This window comes from Limnobacter sp. (genome assembly GCF_043511195.1).
In the GTDB taxonomy this organism is placed as follows: Bacteria; Pseudomonadota; Gammaproteobacteria; order Burkholderiales; family Burkholderiaceae_B; genus Limnobacter.
On sequence record NZ_CP121330.1, the window covers coordinates 1,118,973 to 1,142,727 of the forward strand.

Consider the following 23,755-nt stretch of genomic DNA (forward strand, 5'->3'; position numbering starts at 1 on the left):
CATGCAAATCTACTCAAACCGAATTCTGATGTGTACCTTGATTGTGCTTCTTGTTGCCCGGTCTGGCGTGGCCTTGTCCCAGCAAACAATCGCAAATCCATTGATTCGTCCAGCCGTGTCGCAAGCGATACCCTCAGGCAGTGGATCGGGGGCGACTAATGCGTCACAAAGTCAGTCTGATCCCGATGCTGGCGGTGGTGCCGCTGAGCTGCGCAGGCAGGCCGAGCGCAGAATTACCCAGGAAGACCTGAACATTCGGCAGCAAGCCTTGAACTCTCCCGTATTGCCAGTTCCGCTGATCAACCTTTTTGCCAACATGCAGGTCACTGCCCATTTCCAGGGGGCCATTGTCATGCGCAGGGTTGAAAACGATTTTGCGTCTCCGCAGGTGATTCAGTCTGCGGCTGTTCAACAATCGAGCAACGGCCGTGGCGAATCTCCTCCCGCTGTGGTTGTACCTCGTCCCGTGTCTCGCTCATCGGGCGCACTTCGATTGCGGGTAGGAAAAACTGAAAATGTCAGTGGTTATCCCTTGCGAGCCATGGTGAACGGGCAAGACATCACGGTTGATTGGCGTAGTGAAAATGGTGCCTGGGTCAACGTTTTTTATGGTGCGCTTGAATCCAGTGCGGGCGGCCTTCCTCAGGTACCCAGTGATTCTCAGTTATTGAAAGTGGAAACCGATCGGTTTGATCATTTGGTCCCTGTATTGCGAACTCAAACCTTCTCGCCTTCCGGTACCTTGGGCGGCCAGCAGGGCGGTAACTTGGGCTCTGGGTTTGGCGGTGGAAACGGCGGTTTCGGTGGTGGCCCGGGTGGCAACAATCAACCAGGTTTTGGTACTGGCTTTCCCAACTGAAGGAAACATGCAGCATGAAATCACTTGAGGCAGATTTGATGCAAGCCGGGCTGGATGATCATCAGCTTAATTTGCTTCGCCAACAACACACCCATCTGCGTGGAGAAGGGCGCTCGGCGGAATTGGGCAGCCTTGCTTTGCGCTCACGGTTTTTGAATCTTGATGATCTGATCGATTCGGGTTCTCAGGAAGACTCCAATGTGATTGGCGACCACTTCACGCTTCAAACTATTTTGCCGCTTGAGTTCTGTCGGCGTTTTGTTTGTGTGCCCACCGAGTTTTCAAAAGGTGTGCTGACCTTGCGTTGCGCCCAGCCACTGAAGGCAGCGCAACAGGATCGAATACGTCAGATTTTGCGGGCCCCCGTTTCGGCATTGAAATTTTTACCTTCCAGCCGCCAGGAAGTGTGCGAGCTGTTGCTGCGAATTGAGCAATCGGGTTCAGTAAATGGTTTGATCACAGTTCTTCGGCATGAGGGGCTTGAAGCCGGGCGCCTACGCAGCCTGGTTTATGCGGTGCTCAAAGAGGCTTTGTCCTTGCGTGCCAGCGACATACACCTCAGCCGCAAAGGCGACCCCGATGCCTGGATCGCGTATCGGGTGGATTCGGTCATGCGCCAAACCCACTTGTTGCCTGAGTTGCTAATGCAATCGCTGGTGGCCCGGATCAAAATTGAAGCGGGTATGGATGCATCCAATAGCCGCACGGCTCAAGATGGTCGTTTGACCGTTGAGCATGAAGGCAGGGTGGTGGATTTTCGAATTTCCACGCAACCGCTAGTAGATGGCGAGTCCGTTGTGCTCCGTGCATTGGATGCATCTCTGTTGCCCAGTCTGGGGGCTTTGTTTCCAGGCCAGCCCAAGATGACGGAGTTGATCCGAAGCATCACCAATCAAACCGGGAAAACCGGTGGATTGGTATTCATTTCCGGTGCGACAGGCTCGGGCAGAAGCACCACGCAGTACACCGTGGCTTGCGGCTTTCGGCGTGATGCCATGAATGTGATCACGGTAGAAGATCCGGTTGAATACATTTTACCCTTCGCCAAACAAATTCAATTGCAGGCCTTGGTGAAGCAAAAGGCAATTGAACTTGAACGTTCGATTTTACGCCAAGACCCGGACATCTTGATTTTTGGTGAGGTGCGGGATGCCGATTCTGCGCGTGCCGCCCTGGCCTTCGCCGAAAGTGGTCACTTGGTGATTTCTACCATTCACGCCAACAGTGTGTTGCAGGTGAGTGAGCGCTTTTTGTCCATGATTGACCCGGCCCACCGTGCTGATTCCGAGTTTTTGCTTGCGCATTTCTTGCGGGTCGTGATTCACCAGCGTCTGGTGCGTCGACTTTGCTCATGCGCAAAACCTGTTCAAGGGGAAATACTGGACATGTTCCATTCACAGGCGTATCGACTCACGGGCGGCTTGATCCTGCCGCGCGTAGGTTTGCGTCAAAAGGTCGGTTGCACGCGTTGTGCCGGTTTGGGGTATTCAGGTCGGGTTGCTGCACATGAAACCATGCATGTGCCTGTTGACGAGTCAATGCGTGGCCGTTTTGTGAAGGCATTTAAAAGTCACAATCTTGAGTTGCCTGTTGATTTATGTACTGAGAACGGTGTTGATTACACCAGCCGGCTACAAACCCTGCAAACCCTGTTGGATCAAGGCTTGGTCGATTGGCCCAGTGTCCTTCAGGTTCTTGGTGTGGCAGGGGATTAAGCATGTCCATTTCTAACTTCCGGGTCGATTACCTGGCTCCCCAAATGCTGGATGCGACTGCACGACCTGACGACAGGCTAAGTGGTTACTTTCGCCATCAATTGGTGATTACTGCGTCTAGAAAACGCGAGGCAATTCAGCAAGTGATTGACCGTGGTGGCGTTGTGCTGGATGTATTTGAACTGCAAGCCAAAGGGCGTCTGTCCCGCCTGTTTGGTTCGAAAGTGAGTCGCAGTTACAAACAAAAATTTTTGCAGGCGCTTGCGTTTAATGTGCGTTCAGGCTTGTCACCCGAGAAGTCACTGGAGCAGGTAATTTTGGGTGAATTGGGTGAGCCGCGTTTGATGTTGAACCAGGCTTTGAATGCATTGCGGCAGGGTTTCGGATTTGTGGCCGCAGTCGAACTGCTGAACTGGTTTGATGATTCTACGCTGGCGGTATTGAGCGCAGGCGAGGCCGCCGGCCAGTTGAGCGAGGCCCTTGAAACAGCCGTGAGTTTTTATGAAAAAGGCTCAGCCACTTTGAAGTTGATGTTTGGTGCGGTCACCTGGACTGCACTTGATCTGATTATGGCGGTGTCTACAGTTGTTGGCATGCGTTTTGGTTTGATTGAGCAGTTAAAGGCAACGCCACTCATGAGCGAAGATCCCGCCAAGGTTGCGCAATACAACAGCTCCCTTGCATTGGCTGAATGGGTCAACAATGGTTTGCTTGTATTTTCATTCCTGTTCTTTCTCATCCTGATCTACTTCACCATGCTGGTGTTGTCACCTGACCAGAAAACGCGTACGCAGGCGTTTGGCATGCTTGAGAAAGTACCGGTGATCGGCGAGTTGCTGATTTCCTCTGGCATTGCCGCGACCACACGGGTGTTGGGTTCTTTGTTGACTGGTGGTGTGGCATTTCTAAACGCTGTACAAATTGCGCGCAAAGGCACCATTACGCCCACCGTGTCCCTGTTCTGGAAAACCATCACCGATCGCAGCGAGATTGGCGAGCAGCCTGCAGTGGCATTCAATCATCCCTTGCTCGACAGCAGTGAGCGCCTACTGATTCGCGCACACAAAGATCAGGCGCAACTGGCTGAGTGTTTGGCCTCGATTTCACAAACCCGCGATGACAAAGCCAACAGTGCGGCACGCAAATTTGCGGTGATTGCGTTTGTGGCCTCACTGGCTTATTCGGGCATCGCAGTGCTGTTCGGTTTGGCAGTGGTGTATATGCAAAACGAAGTTGTGCTGTCAGGAGCCTAAGTCATGGAAGCCATCAAGTTAAAAAGTATTTATTCCATCTTGATCGCAGGGCGTTTGCCCGTGGGTACCGGCAGTGCACAAAAGGTGGTCATGAATCAGGCCTATGCAATTTTGGGCACCAACCGCCTTCATGCCTATTGTATGGAGCGCTCGGGACATGTGTATTACTTTGCCATTGAAAGTGCCTGGCTAAGTTCAGCACCTGGCTTCAATTTGCCCTTCGTTGATGTATTGCCCGACGGCCCTTTGCATGTAGGCGATGCGATCTATTTGATGCACGGCGCGGATTACTCAGCCGCCCTGATCATCGAAGGTGGCAGCGTGCGATTGCTTTGCAATGATCAAGATGTGTTGAAAGACTATCTGATTGGTCTGGACCTGCAAATTGTCGAAATTGATCACAAGGGTGGTAAACCGCTCAGCAGTATTCCGCAGGCCATTCAAGGCATTACCGAGCGTTTTAGTGCATTGATGATGAAGGGATCAATTGGCGTGCTGATCTCGGCATCCATGGTTTTTCTCGGTTCACAGGCAGCAAGTGCCTACACCAATAGCCAAGCCGCCAGTGGCCTGAATGCACAGGCTGTTGAGAATGACCTGAATGCCACACTGGTTAAGCTCAGCGTTCAACAGCCACTTGCCCGGCAAATTTCCCGAATACAAAAAGTGTCAGCGACTGTGGTGCGCTCAGGTGGCTGGATCGAGAAATACAAGATGAAAGGTGAAGACGACGAGTCTTTTGAATTGGTACTGCCGAGTTGGGTAAGCCAGGATTACCTCGATTCCCTGGGGCGCGACGTGATCACCGATCTTAGGGATATGGAAGGGCTGCTAAGTGTACGTAAACAAGGCAAGAAGGAGTCAGTCAAGTGAAACTGGATATAAAGAACAACAGCTCATTGTGGATTGCCGAGGCCAGCCGACTCATGGGCCTTGCGCCGGTTTTCGCCATGATGTGTGCCGTAATCATGGTGATTTTGGCTGCATTTTCGGTGAACGATTTTCTTCGCGCAACCGAGCTTGAACGAAAAAGTCAGGAGTTGCCTGAGTTCACTTTAAAGCGTGTGCCAGTTGGCAAGGTGGTCTACGAGGAGTATGCCCGAGTGCTTTCCAGGTTAAGCCCGGACGTGCAAGTGCTTGCCAATCGCGACAGCATTAAGATTGATATTGCCGACCCCTCCAAATATGCCGAATTCATGTACGTATTGAATAGCGTACAGGGCATTTCAAAAGACGTGGTGTGGCATGCAGAGGAAATATGTCTGGCGGGCTGCTCGGGGCACGCTTCGCTGGCCGTTGTTAAAGGTATGACAGAGAAAGTGGAAGTCAAATTGAGAGGACAAGGCGATGAGTGAATCCGACAACAAAGTTGGCGTACCGTTTGCCAAACAAAAAGTGACCCTGGGGGTTGCGGCCTTGGGCATGGTGGGTTTGGTGTCATGGGCCGGTTGGACTGCATTTCAGGGTCCTTCCAATACAGGTGTTTCTCCGGTGGCCAGCGCATTTGCTGCCGGCACTTCTGCCAACAAATCTGACCGGGAAGTGGCCAGTATTAATGGTATGAAAATTACTGAAATGGAGTTGGGTGGCATGCTGCAGTCGGGCGTGGACCGCGCAATTGTGATCGACCGTTACATCAACAAAGTGGTGGCTGCGGAGCGCGGTCGCGAGATGTATGTGGAAGAGGCCAAAGCTGCCCTACGCGCAGCTGAGCGTGAAGTACTTTCTACTTTGTACACCACCAAGCGAATGGAAGAGTTACGCAAAGCTGTAAGCGACGACGAAGTAAGGGCTTACTACGATGCCAACGTACTAGACCAAAACTTTCAGCAGTGGAAAGTCAGTTATTACCTGAGCAATGATCAAAACGATGTGCAGCAAACCCTGGAGAAATTGAAGAAGGGCGAGAAGGACGCGCTTGATCAGTTAAAGCCACTGGTGGAGCAGGGTGACGGCTATGCCGTAGCTCAGGCGCTGCCTTACAACCTGGGGCGAGTGGTATCGAAAATGAAGAAAGGTGAGTTCAGCGAAGTGCTTAGATTGCGAAATGGCCTCTTGGTTTTGAAGATTGAGGACAGCAAACAATTTAAAAAACCCACCATGGAAGAATTGAAGCAAGACATAGTTCAGGCCCTTGCTTTAGAAAAATTCAATGCCGAACTTGAGCAGGCCCGCAGGCAGGCCAAGGTGGAGTTGAGTTAATTAAACAAGGCCTGAGCAACACAGGTAATCAAGGAGAACATCATGAAAGGTATTTTTAATCCCGTCGCCGGATTGCGAAAGCAAAAGCAATCGGGTTTCATTCAAGCGGCCTTGCTCTTCGGCATTGCCTTGATGACAGCCGTGCTGGGTGGCTTTGCATTGGCCAATCGAAGCCCAACCTCACAAACCGATGTGGAGCAAGCAAAAGTCAATGCCTCGGTTATTTTGAAACAGGCCAGTGATTTGCGCGATGGGGTGGCCAGGTACTCAAGCGATTTTGGTTCATCTGCAGTGTTGACCATGGATTTTTCGAATTCATCAGGGCAAGGTTTGTTTGATCCTGCGGCCCGGTACGCATCGCCACAAATTATGCCGACCTCTGCATTTGCAGCGGGTGCAGACACCAGCATCAAGCCGCCTTCAGCGCCATCGGCTGGGCACTGGTACATCAACAAGGCAACCGCGGGTAAATTGTTGGCGACAACTGAAGAAGACCCCATGGTGATTTTGCCTGACCTGCGTGAGGATGTGTGTGGCCGAGTCAACACGCTCTTGTACGGCAGTAACATCGTTCCTTCAGCAAGCAACGCTTTGTCGGACTGGCTCGCTGGCACTGACGGCGGAATTTCAGCAATCTCGACTGCTGCTCCGGCGGATGTATCGGGATGGCCAGAAGGCTGTATCGAAACCAGCGACAATAAGTTTGTGTATTTCAAGGTTGTTCAAGAAAACTAAGCCACCAAGACATCACCAAGCCCGCAATTGCGGGCTTTTTTTACGTTGTATTTCACCAAAGCAAGGGATGTGGGCTTGCTTGAATTCACCCGTTAACCCGGTATGCACCGAATTCCGTGCCAAGAACCGAGGTGAAAAAAGTGAATTGGAAAGCCATTCAACAGCAAAGCGGATTCATCGCTTCCTACATTTTGTACGGCATTGGTTTGCTGGCCATTGTGGGCGCGGCCTATGCGCGCTTGAATACCAGCGCACAGCAGGGTCAGTCTGTTCAAGACACCGTCAGCGAGGTTGCCGTACAACTCGAAGTCATTAAGGGAAAAATCATGCTTTGTGCGGCGGTTTATCCCGATGGCGACCATGAACAGTTCGACACACGGCATGCCTACCCGGCACCAGCCACCACGGGCAACGCTGCAGTCATTTCATCTGTTGTTTGTCCTGCACCCAATGGCGATTTGTCGCTTGCCCTGATGCCCGACGGAATTCCCTTGCCGGTCAGTCCTCCTGATTTCGACGAGTGGGTGTACGAGCACACGGAAACCGGGGGAATACGGCTGCGATTAATACCCCGTGTAAGCGGTGGTGCAGCAGCAACCCGAGAGCGCCTGTTGCGTCAGTACGAGGGGTCAGTCATCGCCTCGGGCGATGAACTTGTATTTGCGGTATTGAACTAGGAGTTCACATGAAGAAAAATAATTCCGGAATCAACACCGCCAGTTTTCAACCGAAACCCATTGTGCTGGCTGTTCAAAAGGCCCTGCCGTATTTGGTGGCCTTCAGTTTGAGCGCAGCTGCTGTGTCTCCCGCGGTGGGCCGCTCGGGCGATTCCGCTGCTGCCTTCACCGCGACCCAGCTAATACGTCAATTCACACTGAAAAACACAGTGGCGCAGGTCAGTCAAGGCATGCAAGGACATGTCGAAGAGGTCAACGGCGTGCTGCGCGCCAAGGAAATGGGTGCCAGACCTACCGGGTATCCTGCCGACATGGGGTCTGTGCCATCCTCGGCCAATTTGCCACAACGCGACGGTGCAGGTCGCCCTCTTGGATACTGCGCTTGGGACAACAATTCATCAACATCCAACAGCAGTTTTCTGGCCGGGCAGGGCGTACCCAACCCACTCGTGTACGCCGTGGTGTCTCCAGGTTTGAATGGCAGCATGGAAACCAGTTGCACGTATGTTCTGGCCAATCTTGGTGGTCTGGGCGACGATTACGTGCAGGTCACCGCGCCATCGCAAACATCTTCGAGACACTTCAGAAGTGCCGTCGGCACTTATGCAGACTTAACCGCCATGCCTGGTGAGGAAGGCGACGTTCGATTGGTGCTGGATACCAACAAACTTTACAGCTATGTAGGCGGTGCTTGGCAGCCGGTGGATGCCAGCAAGTTTAATGATGATTCGGCCAGTAACGGGGCAGGCGCCATTGCCTACACCACTGGCAAAGTCACAGTGGCTGATTTTCAGGCAGCCAGTGCAACTATCACAGGCGCTCTGGCCGGAAGTACGGCCACATTTTCAAGCAGTGTAACTGCCTCTGGTTTTATCGGAAACGGTGCCGCTTTGACTGACCTGAATGCAAGCAATGTCAGCAGTGGGGTTTTGGGTGCTGCATTTGGTGGCACAGGCGTTGATTCAAGTGCGGCCGCGCAGGGTAGTTTGCTGATTGGTACAGGCGCAGGTTTCGCGTTGGGTGCTATCAGTGCTGGTGACGGAATTGGCGTATTGAACGGTGCTGGCAGTATCACCATTTCAAACACAGGTGTGATTAGCATTGCCGGCACAAACAACCAGGTAATCGCAAGCGCCATGAATGGCGATGTGGTGCTGAGTTTGCCACAAGACATAGCCATGACCAGTACGCCCACTTTTGCGGGCGCATTCTTCAACGGCAATGTCGATGTCGCCTCGATCAGCCAGGCCGGCGTACCCGCCACATTGGCTTTTCAATACGCCAGCGATACAGGTTCAACTTTTTATGCCGAACCCAATCTGGGGTTGGGAACTGGTGCATTGGCTGGTCGCAAGAATGCGGGCAATGTGGCGGTGGGCAACGGCGTACTCGGACAAATGACTACGCTCGGCTATGGCGAGGAGTCGGGTACCTGGAACACGGGCGTGGGTTATCAAGCCTTGTACACCAACGATTACGGAGATGAAAATACGGCGTTGGGTTACAAGAGCATGTTCAGTAACACCACGGGCTACTACAACACGGCATCGGGTGCCTGGTCGATGTATGCGAATACGACGGGCAGTTTCAATACGGCCAGCGGCTACTACAGTTTGCAGGCCAACACCACAGGCTTTGACAATGTGGCGGTGGGCGCCTATGCACTCATGACAAATACCTCGGGCAGCAGCAACGTGGCAGTGGGGGAGTTTGGGTTGGGCCGCAACACAACGGGGTACTACAACACGGCTGTGGGGGATGCCGCCCTGCATGGCAATACCACTGGTTTTTACAACACAGCGATTGGTGCGTATGCGGCTGACAATATCAGCACCAGTGCTTATGTCACTTCGATTGGCGCATTTTCAATGTACAGGGCAACCGCCACCGAGAGTGTCGCTGTCGGCACCAATACCTTGTATTACTCGGAGGGCCAATACAACACGGCTGTGGGCAACAACACCTTCGGCGAATTACGCACAGGGGGCTCCAACACAGCACTGGGTCACTACGCTATGCCTGCGTTAACCACAGGCGATACGAACATTGCTATCGGTCATCGTTCTGGTAACACCATCACAACAGGCAGCCGCAACATCTTGATTGGCGACCACGCGGGCAATGGCACTTTGACCAGCAACAGCAACATTGCGTTGGGTAACAGCGCAACAATTGGCGATGCACTGTCTTATGCAGTCACCATTGGCAATGATTCGTCGGTCACCACATCCAACACAGTGGTGCTTGGGCGCACCACGGATAACACTGTAATTGGCGCAACCGCCGACGATGGCAGTGGTAACAAACTTCAAATTACCGGTGGTTTGCGGGCCTCTGGCAATGTGTTTCTGAATACAGGCAGTGCCGCCAACTACACGCAGTTAAGGGACTTGCGGGTGATGTCTTCAAACAACGATGCTGGCTGGGATCATCTGCGGATTTATTCCGGTGCCCGTTCAACCACCATAGATGTTGGTGGAGCCGAAGATGGGCTTATTTTCCGTGTGGGTCAAGGTGGATCCGGCGGGGTAGGCGACCAAACCTACAACACAGTGCTCACCCTGAAACCGGATCAGTCAGCTGTATTCGCAGGCCGTGTTGATGTTCAAAGTTTGTACGTCAATGGTGAGCAGGTGGCACCCGTGAACAAGGCAAACATTGATGCAGCACTTACCTTCGCAAGTACTGTAGGCGCAGCATTTCCACAAAGCAGTTTGGCCCTGGGCATTAATGCACTGGGTGCTGATCCACGCGCAGGCAATATTGCAATTGGCGAGGGCGTACTTACAAGCCTGTCACCCAGCGCTGTTTCTACCGAGGGAATTTTTAACACAGGTGTGGGCTTTAATGCGCTCACCGTGAACAGCACAGGTTCGTACAATACAGCGATAGGCACGTACACACTGAATGCCAACACAAGCGGCTACAACAACACCGCTGTGGGTGTGTATGCCATGGTGAATACCACCACGGGTTTCGACAATACCGGTGTGGGCCGAAATGCATTGAACCTGAATACAAGCGGTAGCCGCAACAATGCCGTGGGTGTGAATGCGCTTCACAGCAACACCACAGGTGTGCAAAACAATGCAATCGGTACCAACGCGATGTTCTCGAATACCACGGGTTATCAAAACGTGGCCTTGGGTGACAATGCCTTGTACACCAATAGTGTGGGGTATCAAATTGTGGCCATTGGTCAAGACGCCCTGTACAACAACACCACCGGCTATCAAAACGTTGCGATCGGTTTTAATTCCCAACGCAGCACTACCTCGGGCTATCGAAATACCGCGGTGGGTATTAATTCGCTACTGAACAACACCGATGGTTTCGAGAATAGCGCATTTGGCGTGAACGCCTTGTTGGCCAACACCAGCGGCGACTACAACAGCGCCTTTGGTGTAAACAGTTTGTTAACCAACACCACAGGTGAACGAAATGTGGGTGTGGGATTCAACACCTTGTTAAGTAACACCACGGGCGCGAACAACGTGGCGGTGGGAGTCAATGCGTTGTTGAAAAATACCACGGGCAATGAAAATACGGCTGTGGGCGACAATGCCCTGTTCGAGAACACCACAGGGCATTCGAATGCTGCTGTCGGTCGTGGCGCCATGAATAACAATACCACTGGTTATTACAACATTGCCATGGGTCGAAACGCCCTGCTCACCAACACCACCGGCTACAACAACAGTGCTTTGGGTTACAACAGCCTTATTTTTAACACCACGGGTTACAACAACGCAGCATTGGGTCGCAACGCATTACAAAACAACACCACGGGGTTTAATAACACAGCGATTGGCACGTTTTCCATGTTTGGCAGTACCACTGGCCTGGACAACACTGCAGTGGGCTTGAACTCCCTGTACTCCAATACCGCTGGTAATGCCAACGTTTCCTTGGGTAAAAACGCTTTGCTAGGCAATACAACCGGCAGCTACAACATGGGTGTCGGCACTTCTTCCGATGTATTGGTAAACAGTGTGAACTACGCATCTGCGGTCGGTGCCTTTGCGCGTGTCACCACATCGAATACTCTCGTGCTGGGTGCTTTGGGTGTTGCCAAAGACGGTGTCGTATCTTCAACGGACGATCAGGTCGTTATTGGCGCCACATCGCGCAGCGACACCTATGTGAACACCAAGTTGCATGTCAATGGTGCCGCCAGCTTCAGCGGGCAAATCGCAGCAACTGGCGGTGCGCTGGTGTCGAGTAACCAGTACTTGCGTTTTGGTGAGCCGACAGAAACCTCTGATCCAATGGCCATATATAGAACCAATGCTGCAGCCGATCAAAGCAGGTTGAGGATAGGTATTGGTGACAACGCAAGTACATTTGGCGGGGTCAACGCCGATGAACTGCAGGTGGGCTTGTTGGGGCTCGACTTGGTAAGCTACACGCCCGTGTTCAGAATTGCAGGCAGTGGCGATGTGATTGCCAACGGCTATGTTCAAGCCACCGCATTCAATGTCAGTTCAGATCGGCGTTTGAAAACCAATATTCAGGCACAAAATTCCGATTCGGTATTAAGCAGGCTTGAGCAACTACAAACCTACAGCTACGAGTACCTGGCCAAACCCAATCTGGGGCGACGCATTGGTGTAATTGCGCAAGAAATCCAAAACCTGTTCCCCGAGGCTGTGGCAACCCGGGCCGACGGCATGATGTCCGTGGATTACAGCGCATTGGGTGCCATGGCAGCCATGGGTGTTGGTCAGTTGAGTAAACAAGTCAAAGTGCTTGATAAAACGGTATTGGAACAAGGGCAGCGGATCGATGTGCTCGATGATCGAGTGAATCAACATGACATGCGCATTACTTCCCTGGAAGGATGGAAAACCGAGGCAGTGAAACGCATGGATGGCATGCAAAACGCGATCGATTTGAATATCCAGAAAATTGCCGAAAACGCCGTGGCCATTCAAACCAATTCAATTGCGATCGAGCGTTTGGACGATGCTTTATTTACCCTCGATGGGCAAGTGAAAAACAATTCAGATTCAATCAACCACATCAATTCACGCTGGGTAAAAAACTTTAGCGAATCGACTGACGGTTCTTTGCTCACGATCAATGCAGTGGAACTGAAAGTGAGCAACTTCACGGCGCAGCAGGTGCGTTCGAACTCAGTTTATTCTCAGCGGCTTGAAGCGGAAATGGCGCGAATCACCGACCTGGAGGTCAACAATCTTCGAGCCAACTCAGCAGTTGCCAACACCGTACAGGCTGAGCAATTAAATACTGGATCTGTTCAGGTTTATGCCGGAGTGGGTTTGCCTGCCGTGCTGTTTGCTGCCAAATCAGACGGTCATTACACCGTGAGTACCAGTGCACTCGATGGTAGCTATGCCACGGCTACTGTGATTGTGAATGCGGGACAAGCCAAAGTGATCTCGGTGGCCAGCGAGGGCATTGAATTGTATGCAGAAGGCAATCAGGTCAAGGTGATTGCCGCAGGCAAATCGATCAAAGCGAGTTGGATCAAAATGGGTTAACCGCCCTGGGTGAATGCGAGCTTTGCAGATTGGAATATGCTGCTTTGGAATGATCTTGAAACCAGGGCAGGGAGTGGGCATGATCCACGCACAAAGTACATTGCAGACACAGCAGTCACACACAGAAGTACATTGCAACCCCGAGTGGGTGCAGCTGCAAAAAGAGCTGGGTTTCAGTTTGTTGCTCGGTACTCGGAGCATGGGTGATCTGCACGTGATTGGTTTTCCACCGCAGGGCAATGCCCTGCATTTTCAGGTGGCAAATTTCCCTTTGTGTATGGGCATGGCCTTGCACGGGGAACAGCTCGCAGTTGCTTGCCAAACTGATGTGCGCGTTTATCACAATATATTGTCCTTGCCTGGTATCGAGAGCTCGGTGTATCAGCGTTGTTATAGTCCGCGCAGTTTGCTGTTTACAGGCGATCTCGATGCGCATGAACTGGCTTTCACCGCCGATGGAGAAGTGCAGTTTGTTGCGGCGAAATACAGCTGTATTGTTGCCCCCAGTGCGTCCCATAGCGTGCGCGAAGTGTGGCGCCCCCGGTTTATTTCAGCCTTGTTGCCCGAAGACCGCTGCCATTTAAATGGCTTGTGTATGGAAGGTGGCGAACTGAAATACGTGACCTGTTTTGCGGTTACAAACGAAACAGCTGGTTGGCGGGGGCAGCCCTTCAACAGCGGGGTTGTGTGGTGTGCGCAAACTCAGGAGGCAGTGTGCACGGGTCTGGTTCAGCCACACAGCCCACGAATTCACAACGGTGACTTGTATGTGCTGAACAGCGGTGCTGGCGAATTCGGTCGCATCGATCAACGCACTGGTCAATACGACTGCATTGCTTTTGTGGGGGGCTATGGCAGAGGCTTGAGTTTTGTGGGTGATTACGCCGTATTTGGCATCAGCAAGCCCCGGCACGATGGCTATATTCCCAATTTCCCGCTTCACGAAAGACTCAAGTCGCTTGGGCTGGCGGACCGTTGTCAACTGGTTGCGGTCAACCTTAAAACAGGCGATGTCATGCAGGCAATTACTTTTGAAGGTGAAGCCCGGGAGCTCTTTGATACCGTGGTCATTCCCGATTGTCGACAAGCGGCAGTCCTGTCGCTGGATGAAGCCCAGCATCCAGGTCTGCGGGTGATTGATCAATTAATTTCAGCCCCTGCTGCTGAAGTGGCGCGTGGCGAGGTGAGTGTGTGTTAACCGGTGTACCGGCTGCGCAACGGCAGGCAATCAAAGGACACTCGCCAGGCGTGGTTTGGCTGACAGGGTTAAGCGGCGCAGGCAAGTCCACACTGGCTACCGCGTTGGAGACAAACCTGATTCGCCGGGGGGCGCACACCATGCTGCTGGATGGCGACAGCCTGCGTAGAGGCTTAAACTCTGACCTTGGCTTTTCTACCCATGATCGCGCGCAAAATGTTTTGCGTGCAGCACAAGTCTGTAATTTGATGGTCGATGCAGGTTTGCTGGTTATTGTCGCCATGATTTCTCCGCTTGCACAGGCGCGCGAATTGGCCCGGGCACAATTGAGGCACACTGCGTTCCTGGAGGTGTACATCAATGCGCCGCTTGCTGTTTGTGAACTGCGTGATCCAAAAGGTTTATACAAACGGGTGCGGCGTGGCGAAATAGACCACTTCACCGGTGTCGATTCGCCGTACGAACCACCGCTGTCACCGCACCTGGAGTTGCACACCGACGCCATGTCGCCTGATCAGTGCGTTGATCAACTTGTCTCTTTGCTCAAAAGCCACCGACTACTGCCACCGGATTGACTTTTTCACGGTTTCAAGGGAGTCTTGCAGACTGTCTCATGGCATGTGCGCACTATGGCTATAAAAATGGAGGCCTTCCCGGCCCCGGACAAGCTGAAAAATGCAGCATCCGAAACTGAAAAGCTGCAAACCAAAGAGTTGGCAGAATTGGAAGCAGTTGACCCGGGTCTAATCAAACAGGCCGATCAAAAGCAAACGGTTTTGGTCACCGGGCACGCAGGTTTCATTGGCTTTCATACTGCAAAAGCGTTGCTTGAACGTGGCGACAAAGTCATCGGTTTTGATTCCCTGAACAGCCACTACGACACCCGGCTTAAGCGCGAGCGCCTCACCATGCTTGAGGAAATCGCCAAGGTCACTGGCAGCAAATACCACACCGTGCGCGCCGACTTGTGCAACGGCACAGAACTGCACGAATGTCTTGAGACCTACAAGGTGCAGCGGGTCATTCATCTGGCCGGTCAAACGGATAAATTTTTGTCACACGACAACCCCGCCGAATGCGTGCAAAACAACATCAACAGTTTTGTGTCGCTTCTGGAGGCCTGTCGTCACTTCAAAATTCATCATTTAACCTACGCCAGCAGCCACGCCGTGTATGGTGCAGGTTTTCAAAAACCCATGAGCGAGCGCGACAGCGCCAATCACCCGCAGCGTCTTGATGCCGCAACACAACGAGCCTGCGAGTTAATGGCGCATTCGTACAGCCACCTGTTTAATCTGCCCACAACCGGTTTGCGCTTTTTCTCGGTGTATGGCCCTTGGGGTCGGCCCGACTCTGTGTTGTTTGCATTTACAAAACGCATTCTCGAGGGCAAGCCCATTCAAATTTACAACGATGGGCGAAATACCCGCGACTACACCTACATTGCCGATTTGGTTGAAGCCATGTTGCGGGCAAGCGACACACCTGCTGAGCCGAATCCGGCCTGGCTGGTTGAAGCGCCCGACCAGGCCAGCAGCAATGCACCTTGGCGTATTTTGAACGTAGGCAACAGCTTGCCCGTGTCCATTGAGGAATTAATTGCAGCGCTTGAGCGTGCTTTGGAGAAAACCGCAATCAAGGAGTACATCACAGGGCCTATTCTGGAAAAAAGCCAAAGTTGCGCCGATGTAAGCGCTCTGGAATTGGCCACCCAATTCAGGCCGTCTACACCCTTGGCGCAGGGAATCGCTCAATTTGCGGCTTGGTATCGCATGTACCATCAGGTTTGAATTTTCTGACCTTGTCGGCGTAGTGTCGGTAATCCGACACTTCAATCGCATCCATTTCCTGTCACACCCCGGTAATAAAGGGATAACACACCGATACCGTGGCAGGAGACAAACCATGACAGCAGTACCTTTTCGCAAACTTTGGATGTTCGCCTTGGTGGGTGCCTCCGTGGGCCTGGCCGCCTGTGGAAGTGACGATTCCGCCCTGACAGCGGCAGCCCCCAACAATCCGACCAGCCCAAATGAACAGGTAGAGCCCGCCATCGCGGTCGTGGCCAACTTCAAGAATCCCGATGCGGTGCAACGTCAGTTCACCTCCACGGCGTGTACTGACAATGCTACCCAACCCCGGGCTGGCGGCAACAGTTACAGCGTGAACCTGCAATCGGCCAGCGGTCACAATATCGCCTTCACTGTGTTTGAGCCCGCAGAGTTCAATTGTGCATTAGGTAACCCAGTGGTGCTTGAAGGGCACGGGTACGGCGGCTCACGCGCCACAAGTCCTCGCGGCATTATGGGCAAGCTGATCGAAGCGGGCGCGGGTGTCATCAGTATTGATCAGCGTGGATTTGGTGAAAGTGGCGGCTCCGTGCGCGTGATGGACCCTGACTTCGAGGGTCAAGATCTGCTGCAAATTCTGGACTGGGCTGAAGACAATCTGGATTGGCTGCGCTACAGCAACAACAAGTCCGCTGGCGATCGCGAATTCAATATGGTGGCTGGCGCAACGGGCGGCAGCTACGGTGGTGGTTATCAATTGCTAATTCACAATGTGGATCCCTTGAAGCGGCTTGATGCGCTGACCCCCGACATTACCTGGAACGACCTGCGCTATAGCCTGAACCCAGGTGGCACATACGGCATTGAGAATTCCGCACCCACAGAAGGGAGTATCAAACCCACAGGCACCGTGAAATCAGGCTGGGCCTTGTTGCTGGTTGCGGGTGGTGAATCCGGTTCCTTGAGTCCCAAGCTACAGGGAGGCGACCCCATGGCCCTGCAAACCAGCGGTCAGGACAACCTGATTCGAGAAACTTTGTTGCGCGGTGCCACCGCCAATCGTTTCCCTGAAGGTGCGCTGGAGTTTTTCCGTTATCACAGCCCCAGCTATTGGTGTGATGCCGAGGCCGCAGGTGCGCAAACCTTCCTGCAAAGCGAAGTAACACCCGGTCTTGCCCAGAAAACACCAGACCCTGTGGATATTCTGTTTACTCAAGGTTTCCGCGACACCTTGTTCAACTTTAACGATGGTTTTCACAACTTTGCCTGTTATCGCGCACTGGAAGACGACAAAGGCAAGAAAGCCGATGTACGTTTCCTGACCCACCAAAGTGGCCATATTTTGCCCCTGTCGCCTTCTACTGTTCCTGGCCTTGCTGACTTGACTGAGCAAGGTGCGCAAAACGGCCTGAATGAAATTGAATTCCAGAAACCGGGTGGCCCTTTTGCGTGCGGTGACCTTTCCATTTCTGAAGCCCAGTTTGCGTTTCTGATTGAAAAATTATTTACACCTCAGGAAGTTGCAGCCATTAAAAACGCCAGCGATTCCAATGCATTCACCACCTTGGCGGCCAACAAGGGCAAAGTGTGCCTGAGCTTGAACGACGATATTGGACAAGGCAAGGCATCAGAGAACGCTGCTGTCTGGGTGAACGAAAACACACTGTTTTCCAAATTGGGACCTGCGGCCAAAGGGCAGGCTACGAAAGCCAACTTGCAACCCATCACAGTTGATTTCACGCCTGGTGCCGATCCGCTGACCGTGCTGACCAGTGCTGCCACTGGAATTCTGCGCTATCCGTTTGCACCCGCTGTTTTGCCGATTGAATTGCCTGCCGGAGTGAACACCGTGGCAGGTATTCCAACCGCCACCTTTGAAATTGCCCCGCCGGTGGACATGCTCATGAACCCCGTGTGCAATGAAATTTACGCCGCTACAGCCATGCTGCCCCTTGGGTTGGCCGGCTTGGAACCTGGTTGCGATCCCATGCTGTTTGTTGGCCTTGGTGTCAACAGAAATGGCGCTTGGCGTTTGATCGATGATCAGATAACACCCATTCGCGGATTCGGTAAACGCCATGTCGAAATGACCGGTGTCGCCGAACGCCTCGCCGAAGGCGAAACACTGGGCTTGCTGGTTTATGGGTACCATCCGCAATATTTGGCAACCGCCTCGCGAGACCTGGTTACCCCCGTGGTGGCCCTACGTGGCACTTTGAATTTGCCCACATTGCAAAATTTAATGCCATAATCCGGCTGTTAATCGATTACTAGCAGCGCCCACTCCATGTGGGCGCGCTCATTTCCAGTGAAAAACCAAGCCAAAGCAGCAGCGATAGAAAATACCCAGGGTGTGCGCCCAGCAATGCAAGCGCGCAGTCTTCAAAAGCGACACGACCTGCTCAAGGCCGGAAGAAAGCTGTTGCACACCCGCGTGCTCGAGGAAATTTCCATCAAAGACATTTGCACCGAAGCAGGGTGCACCGTGGGTTCTTTTTACAGTCGCTTTGAAGACAAGGAAAGTTACTTCGACGCATTGATCGCTGAAAGTTGCCAGGAGTTGCTCATGAGCGCAGCCAGCCAGTTTGACGACCGGAACTGGGTTGGCGTGGAAGGTAAATTGATTTGCGATGAGGTGGTCAGTTTTCTTGTAAGTATTTTTCAGGGTGAATACAGCTCAATTTTGACGGAAGCTTTTATTCGTGAATCCAAAGGGTTTATTGAATCCACACCCATGCGAGATGTCGGTTTTGGTTTTATCACCACGGTTTCAAAACCACTTCTGCAACATATCGATAGCACCGTTCACCCAGACCCCCTGCGGGCCTTGGCGTTTGCCATTCAGGTGGTTTATGGCGCACTTCACAATGCCCGCTTGCGCGACGCAGGCCCCATCAAGTTCCGCACTCAAGAATTTGAAACGCGAATTCAGAATGTGGTAAGTCGCTACCTTGGAATCAAGTCCTGACAAGCCTTGTAGTGAAATTACTACTAAATTACGATGATTGACAATTCGCGCAACATTTCATGTTACTCCAGTGGTACATTTTTAGATAAGGCGCTCTAAATAACTAAAACTGTAATTACGGTTTTATTTTTCCGAAAGCTGCTTTACACTAAGCAAAAATTAGCAAAAAGCATCAATCAAGGTGCATTACTGGAGGTGACATGTCTTACTTTTCTCAAGGTTCTCGAAGTTCCCCATAACTAAATGTTGGTTCGCGCCTTTTGCAGGCCGGAACAACTATTCGATTTTTCAGTTGATTTTCCGACATCCTTGGTTTGAGGGTGAATCGGCAATCGCAGGTGTATTGCACCTGTCTACTCGATAAATATTTGGGGGCTACATGAACAAACATTCTTTTTCTAAAACAAGAACACACGTTGCCGTGCGCAACATGATCGCAGCAGGGTTGTTTGCTGCGGCGGTAATGCCCGTGCAGGCGGCGCAATTCAAGGTTGGCGATTTTGACCTGAGCGTGAACTCAACCGTTAGCGCGGGTACCAGTTTCCGGGTTGAAAATCGGGATCGTACTTTGTACGGATCTAACAATGTATCCGCAGATGGAGCACGTGGTCAGGGCTTTTCTAACACCGGCGATGACGGCAACCTGAACTTTGAAAAAGGCGATCAGTTTTCCACCATCATTAAAGGTGTTCACGATTTTGAACTGAAGAAAGACAATTACGGCTTCTTCAGCCGCGTAAAGTGGTTTTACGACCAGACATTAAGCAAAGAAGATGTGTTCCATGGTCACGAGCCAACCAGTAACGTTCAGAACCGCAGGCTTGAAGACAGCGGTTTTCACCCCTATGCGCGTTTCGACGGCATCGATGTGCTGGATGCGTTTGGTTACATCAACACCAATGTTGGCGGTATGCCGTTGGATCTCCGTTTGGGTAAACAAGTCATTAGCTGGGGTGAAAGCACCTTTATTCTTAGCCCGATTGCTGGTTTAAATACCATCGACGTGTCTGCTTTCCGCAGACCTGGTGCGGAGTTGAAAGAAGGCTTTACTCCTTCTGAAATGCTTTATGCCAACCTGGGTTTGACCGATACCACCAGTTTGGAAGGTTTCGTTCAACTGAAGTGGCGTAAAACAGTGCCAGAAGGCTGTGGTACTTATTTTTCATCCTCTGACTTTGCCTCGGATGGTTGTGATCGTCTTGTGTTTGGTGGGACAGCCCCTTCGCCTGGTGACGGATCACAGTTTGGTACGACATTCATTACACGGGGCGTAGATCGTCAGCCGGACGATGGCGGTCAATTCGGTTTTGCATTACGAAGCTACTTTGACTCACTTGATGCCGAGTTGGGCGCTTACGCGATGCAGTATCACAGTAGGCTGCCGTTGGTTAGTCTTTTGAAGAACTCCGCAGGGGTTCCTGCCGCCGGGCCTACATCTGATGGAAGATACGTGATTGATTATCCTGAAGATCTTCAGGTCTTTGGTCTAAGTTTTGCGACCAACGTGGGTGGCTGGGCCTGGTCAGGTGAAGCTTCGATGACTAAGGATCTGCCAATTCAGATCAACGCGACGGATTTATTGCGTGCTGGCTTAACAGGCGGTACTGGCGCAGGTCCGGGTGCCACCGTGCCTACAGCATTAAACCAGCGAGTAGCAGCCACATCAGGAGGCCAAATAGCGAACGGCTTCGATCGCTTTGACGTAACCCAGATTCAAAACACGTTTATTAAAACGTTCGACCGTGCTTTGGGTTCAAGCCAAGTGGTGTTTGTTGGTGAGGTAGCTGCAGTATTTGTTGACGACTTGCCTGCAATTAATACAAATGTTGGGGTAGGCGGCTCAAGCAGTGGAATTCGGTACGGACGTTCTGCCGTATTCGGCGGCGGTTCAGATGCCGGCAACAGCATCAATGGCTTTGTAACTGATTTCGCTTGGGGTTATCGCATGCGCGCGGCCGCAACATACCGCGACGTGTTTTTGGGCACCGACCTGATTCCATCTATTGCCTGGTCGCATGACGTGGATGGTTGGTCACCAGAACCTGGTCAGGCATTCAACGAAGGTCGTCAGTCTGTAGGTTTGGGTTTGGGTTTTGAATTTGATGCGAATACCAAAGCGTCTATTACCTACACCACGTTCACCAATGCAGCTGATTTCGATGTACTGCGTGATCGCGACTTCGTTTCATTGACTGCATCTTACTCATTCTAAGAACAGAGACACACTGGAGGAATTTTTATGTTGAAGTTTCAAACAAAAATCACAGCACTGGCTCTGGCAGGCTTGTTCGCTGTTGGCACCGCGCAAGCGGCTGTCAGCGCGCAAGAAGCCGCAAAGCTGGGCACAACCCTGACTGAATTTGGTGCTGAAAAGGCGGGCAATGCCGCCGGCACCATTCCAGCCTACACGGGTGGTTTGACCAAGGCGCCTGCTGGCTACAAAACAGGCCAGCACTTGGTTGATCCGTTCGCCAGTGAAAAGCCATTGTTCACCATCACTGGTGCCAATGCTGAGCAATACAAAGCCAACCTGTCACCAGGTCAGCTGGAAATGCTGAAAAAGTACCCCACATTCAAAATGAATGTGTATAAATCCCATCGCTCTACTGCGTATCCCAAGAAAGTTCTGGACGCAGCCAAGAAGAACGCCACTAACGCAAAAACTGAAAACGACGGTAACTCCATCGTTGGTTTTGAGCAGGCCATTCCATTCCCGATTCCACAAAATGGTGTTGAGATAATCTGGAACCACCTGACTCGTTATCGTGGCGGTGCGGCCAAGCGCGATTTCGTGCAGGTGCCCGTTGAGCGCGACGGCTCTTTCATTATTAACCGGATTGAAGACACGCTGGTGTTCCCTCGTAACCTGCCCAATTTCTACAAGGCTGGTGAAGATGACAACATCAACTTCTACTTCTATCAAATCCTGAAGAGCCCTGTTTCCGTATCAGGTAACGTGCTGTTGGTACACGACACACTGGACCAAGTGAAGGAAGGACGTCGTGCCTGGGCCTACAATGCGGGTCAGCGTCGTGTACGTCGCGCACCCCAGGTGGCCTACGACTCACCAGGTACAGCGGCTGATGGCCTGCGTACAACCGACAACTACGATTTGTACAACGGTGCACCAGACCGTTACGAGTGGAAGTTGAAGGGCAAGAAGGAATTGTTTATCCCTTACAACTCCTATCGTTTGGCCAACAACAAACTGACCTACAAGGAAATTCACCAGCCACTGCACATGAACCCCGAGTTCCTGCGCTATGAGTTGCACCGTGTGTGGGAAGTAGAAGCAACCTTGAAGGATAGCGCACGTCACATTTACGCCAAGCGCGTGTTCTTCGTGGACGAAGACAACTGGCAGGCCTCTGTTATCGATCACTACGATGGCAAGGGCGCACTGTGGCGCGTTGCTGAAGCCCACAACATCCAGTACTACAACGAAGACGTGCCTTTCTACACCGCAGAGGCGCTGTATGACTTGCAGTCAGGCCGTTACCTCACCATTGGTTTGACCAACGAGGCAGCACAGCCATTCGTGTTCGACTTCACGCCAGACCGCGCAAATTACACACCAGCCGGCCTGCGTCGACTCGGCGTACAGTAATCGCTAGGTAAATTCAGGCTACAGGGGGCATGCGCTCTTTGTAGCCTTTTTTTAATTTCAAAGGATTTTCAATGTTTCTCCGGAATCGTTTTTCTAACAGGGCAGTTTCCACCCTGCTGCTCGGCGGCGTTGTATGCGCTGGCCTGATTGGTTATGGCGGCCTGTCTTCGGCCAAGGTCGATTTGTTACAAATACCGGCAATTCCAAGTGTTAATGCAACCCGATCTTTGCTGCTGGATGTTGAACGCGTGGGCAACAAGCTGTTTGCAACCGGTGAGTTTGGGCAAATATTGAAAAGCGAAGACAACGGAAAAACCTGGATTGCAGGCAAGGTGCCTGTGTCGATTACGCTGACATCGGTTGCTTTTGACAACGACGCTCTTGGCTATGCCGTTGGGCACGATGGCGTGGTTCTGAAAACTGAAGACGGCGGAGTGAATTGGACAAAGCTGATCGACGGCGCAACGATTAACCAGTTCGTGCTGGACATTGCTCAAGCAAAAGCAGATGGCTTGCAAGAACAACTGGATAAGCTGCCCGAGAACGCTGCGCCTGAAGAGCGTGAAAGGCTTGAGATTGCAGCAGAAGAAGCCATGTTTTCTCTGGATCTTGCGCAAGGCGATTTCGAAGTTGGTCCATCCAAGCCTTTGCTGGATGTGATCGTGAATGGCAATGGCAATGTATTTGTAGCGGGTGCATATGGTCAGTTGCTAAAAAGCACCGACCAGGGCGCCACCTGGGAATACCTGGGTGACCGCACCAATAACCCCACCAACTACCACTTCAACACCATGATGTTGAGTAAAACCGGAGAAATCTGGGTGGGTGGTGAGCAGGGTACCGTGCTGGTGAGTGCTGACGAAGGTGAAACCTGGGCAACACGTAAAATTGATTACGACGGGTCTGTATTTGCCCTGGTCGAAGCGCCCGACACGCGCACTGTGGTCGCCGTTGGCCTAAGAGGCAACGCGTTTCGACTTCCTTTTGGCAGCAGTCAGTGGGAATCAGTAAACACAAATTTGCGGGAAACATTCAGCGGCGCAACTGTATTGAACGATGGCTCCGTTGTGGTGGTCGGCTCGCGCGGCATTTTGGCGCGCAGTACCGATGACTTCCGGTCCATTCAAGTCACGCGTCGTTCCGACAAACTGCCTTCGGCCAGTGTTGTGCAATTGAATGACCAGGAAATTCTGTTGGCGGGTATGCGCGGTTTTAAAACCTTGTCCCTGTCTGAATTCAAGTAAACA

The 23,755-nt window shown here is 52.1% G+C and carries 17 protein-coding genes; all 17 read left to right on the forward strand.

Features of this window, described 5'->3' with window-relative positions; all coding sequences use genetic code 11:
- Position 1: 1 nt before the first annotated feature.
- The 17 genes from P0D43_RS05425 to P0D43_RS05505 all read left to right on the forward strand — a co-directional run bounded on the left by P0D43_RS05425 (position 2) and on the right by P0D43_RS05505 (position 23,752).
- Positions 2 to 859 (forward strand): hypothetical protein, encoded by an 858-nt coding sequence (locus P0D43_RS05425; protein ID WP_341237194.1) that lies wholly within the window; start codon positions 2 to 4, stop codon positions 857 to 859.
- A gap of 14 nt (positions 860 to 873) precedes the next feature.
- The gene (locus tag P0D43_RS05430) at positions 874 to 2,574 is read left to right on the forward strand and encodes a GspE/PulE family protein (RefSeq protein ID WP_394673459.1); all 1,701 of its coding nucleotides are present in this window, start codon (positions 874 to 876) and stop codon (positions 2,572 to 2,574) included.
- Between the two features lie 2 nt (positions 2,575 to 2,576).
- Complete coding sequence (locus P0D43_RS05435; protein WP_394673460.1) at positions 2,577 to 3,827, forward strand: type II secretion system F family protein; 1,251 nt, start codon at positions 2,577 to 2,579, stop codon at positions 3,825 to 3,827.
- Between the two features lie 3 nt (positions 3,828 to 3,830).
- Complete coding sequence (locus P0D43_RS05440) at positions 3,831 to 4,700, forward strand: hypothetical protein (protein WP_394673461.1); 870 nt, start codon at positions 3,831 to 3,833, stop codon at positions 4,698 to 4,700.
- A complete protein-coding gene (locus P0D43_RS05445; RefSeq protein WP_159568225.1) occupies positions 4,697 to 5,182 on the forward strand; it encodes a hypothetical protein in 486 nt (161 codons plus the stop codon). The genes P0D43_RS05440 and P0D43_RS05445 overlap by 4 nt, the downstream gene beginning before the upstream one ends.
- Positions 5,175 to 6,029 (forward strand): peptidyl-prolyl cis-trans isomerase, encoded by an 855-nt coding sequence (locus tag P0D43_RS05450; protein ID WP_394673462.1) that lies wholly within the window; start codon positions 5,175 to 5,177, stop codon positions 6,027 to 6,029. Before P0D43_RS05445 ends, P0D43_RS05450 begins: the two co-directional genes overlap by 8 nt.
- Positions 6,030 to 6,071: 42 nt before the next feature.
- Positions 6,072 to 6,764: a hypothetical protein gene (locus tag P0D43_RS05455; RefSeq protein ID WP_159568227.1), complete on the forward strand. Its 693-nt coding sequence runs from the start codon at positions 6,072 to 6,074 to the stop codon at positions 6,762 to 6,764.
- Between the two features lie 140 nt (positions 6,765 to 6,904).
- A complete protein-coding gene (locus P0D43_RS05460; protein WP_159568228.1) occupies positions 6,905 to 7,441 on the forward strand; it encodes a hypothetical protein in 537 nt (178 codons plus the stop codon).
- A gap of 8 nt (positions 7,442 to 7,449) precedes the next feature.
- A complete protein-coding gene (locus P0D43_RS05465; RefSeq protein WP_394673463.1) occupies positions 7,450 to 12,945 on the forward strand; it encodes a tail fiber domain-containing protein in 5,496 nt (1,831 codons plus the stop codon).
- A 79-nt stretch (positions 12,946 to 13,024) separates the two neighbouring features.
- The gene (locus tag P0D43_RS05470; RefSeq protein ID WP_394673464.1) at positions 13,025 to 14,143 is read left to right on the forward strand and encodes a TIGR03032 family protein; all 1,119 of its coding nucleotides are present in this window, start codon (positions 13,025 to 13,027) and stop codon (positions 14,141 to 14,143) included.
- On the forward strand, positions 14,137 to 14,718 hold the full coding sequence (gene cysC / locus P0D43_RS05475; RefSeq protein WP_394673465.1) for an adenylyl-sulfate kinase: 582 nt from the start codon (positions 14,137 to 14,139) through the stop codon (positions 14,716 to 14,718). The genes P0D43_RS05470 and cysC overlap by 7 nt, the downstream gene beginning before the upstream one ends.
- 54 nt (positions 14,719 to 14,772) lie before the next feature.
- Positions 14,773 to 15,933, forward strand: a complete 1,161-nt coding sequence (locus P0D43_RS05480) for an NAD-dependent epimerase/dehydratase family protein (protein WP_394673466.1) — start codon at positions 14,773 to 14,775, stop codon at positions 15,931 to 15,933.
- Positions 15,934 to 16,048: 115 nt separating this feature from the next.
- The gene (locus P0D43_RS05485; RefSeq protein ID WP_394673467.1) at positions 16,049 to 18,184 is read left to right on the forward strand and encodes a CocE/NonD family hydrolase; all 2,136 of its coding nucleotides are present in this window, start codon (positions 16,049 to 16,051) and stop codon (positions 18,182 to 18,184) included.
- Between the two features lie 36 nt (positions 18,185 to 18,220).
- A complete protein-coding gene (locus tag P0D43_RS05490; RefSeq protein WP_341237202.1) occupies positions 18,221 to 18,901 on the forward strand; it encodes a TetR/AcrR family transcriptional regulator in 681 nt (226 codons plus the stop codon).
- A 379-nt stretch (positions 18,902 to 19,280) separates the two neighbouring features.
- Positions 19,281 to 21,113, forward strand: a complete 1,833-nt coding sequence (locus tag P0D43_RS05495; RefSeq protein WP_394673468.1) for a DUF1302 domain-containing protein — start codon at positions 19,281 to 19,283, stop codon at positions 21,111 to 21,113.
- A gap of 27 nt (positions 21,114 to 21,140) precedes the next feature.
- Positions 21,141 to 22,508: a DUF1329 domain-containing protein gene (locus tag P0D43_RS05500; RefSeq protein WP_394673469.1), complete on the forward strand. Its 1,368-nt coding sequence runs from the start codon at positions 21,141 to 21,143 to the stop codon at positions 22,506 to 22,508.
- Positions 22,509 to 22,579: 71 nt separating this feature from the next.
- Positions 22,580 to 23,752, forward strand: a complete 1,173-nt coding sequence (locus P0D43_RS05505; RefSeq protein ID WP_341237204.1) for a hypothetical protein — start codon at positions 22,580 to 22,582, stop codon at positions 23,750 to 23,752.
- Positions 23,753 to 23,755: the final 3 nt, after the last annotated feature.

What these genes read in the sequence shown, in the direction of transcription:
- P0D43_RS05425 (WP_341237194.1), top strand. Translation starts at nt 2, where the DNA reads ATGCAAATCTACTCAAACCGAATTCTGATGTGTACCTTGATTGTGCTT.
- P0D43_RS05430 (WP_394673459.1), top strand. Translation starts at nt 874, where the DNA reads ATGAAATCACTTGAGGCAGATTTGATGCAAGCCGGGCTGGATGATCAT.
- P0D43_RS05435 (WP_394673460.1), top strand. Translation starts at nt 2,577, where the DNA reads ATGTCCATTTCTAACTTCCGGGTCGATTACCTGGCTCCCCAAATGCTG.
- P0D43_RS05440 (WP_394673461.1), top strand. Translation starts at nt 3,831, where the DNA reads ATGGAAGCCATCAAGTTAAAAAGTATTTATTCCATCTTGATCGCAGGG.
- P0D43_RS05450 (WP_394673462.1), top strand. Translation starts at nt 5,175, where the DNA reads ATGAGTGAATCCGACAACAAAGTTGGCGTACCGTTTGCCAAACAAAAA.
- P0D43_RS05455 (WP_159568227.1), top strand. Translation starts at nt 6,072, where the DNA reads ATGAAAGGTATTTTTAATCCCGTCGCCGGATTGCGAAAGCAAAAGCAA.
- P0D43_RS05465 (WP_394673463.1), top strand. Translation starts at nt 7,450, where the DNA reads ATGAAGAAAAATAATTCCGGAATCAACACCGCCAGTTTTCAACCGAAA.
- P0D43_RS05470 (WP_394673464.1), top strand. Translation starts at nt 13,025, where the DNA reads ATGATCCACGCACAAAGTACATTGCAGACACAGCAGTCACACACAGAA.
- P0D43_RS05480 (WP_394673466.1), top strand. Translation starts at nt 14,773, where the DNA reads ATGGCTATAAAAATGGAGGCCTTCCCGGCCCCGGACAAGCTGAAAAAT.
- P0D43_RS05485 (WP_394673467.1), top strand. Translation starts at nt 16,049, where the DNA reads ATGACAGCAGTACCTTTTCGCAAACTTTGGATGTTCGCCTTGGTGGGT.
- P0D43_RS05490 (WP_341237202.1), top strand. Translation starts at nt 18,221, where the DNA reads ATGTGGGCGCGCTCATTTCCAGTGAAAAACCAAGCCAAAGCAGCAGCG.
- P0D43_RS05495 (WP_394673468.1), top strand. Translation starts at nt 19,281, where the DNA reads ATGAACAAACATTCTTTTTCTAAAACAAGAACACACGTTGCCGTGCGC.
- P0D43_RS05500 (WP_394673469.1), top strand. Translation starts at nt 21,141, where the DNA reads ATGTTGAAGTTTCAAACAAAAATCACAGCACTGGCTCTGGCAGGCTTG.
- P0D43_RS05505 (WP_341237204.1), top strand. Translation starts at nt 22,580, where the DNA reads ATGTTTCTCCGGAATCGTTTTTCTAACAGGGCAGTTTCCACCCTGCTG.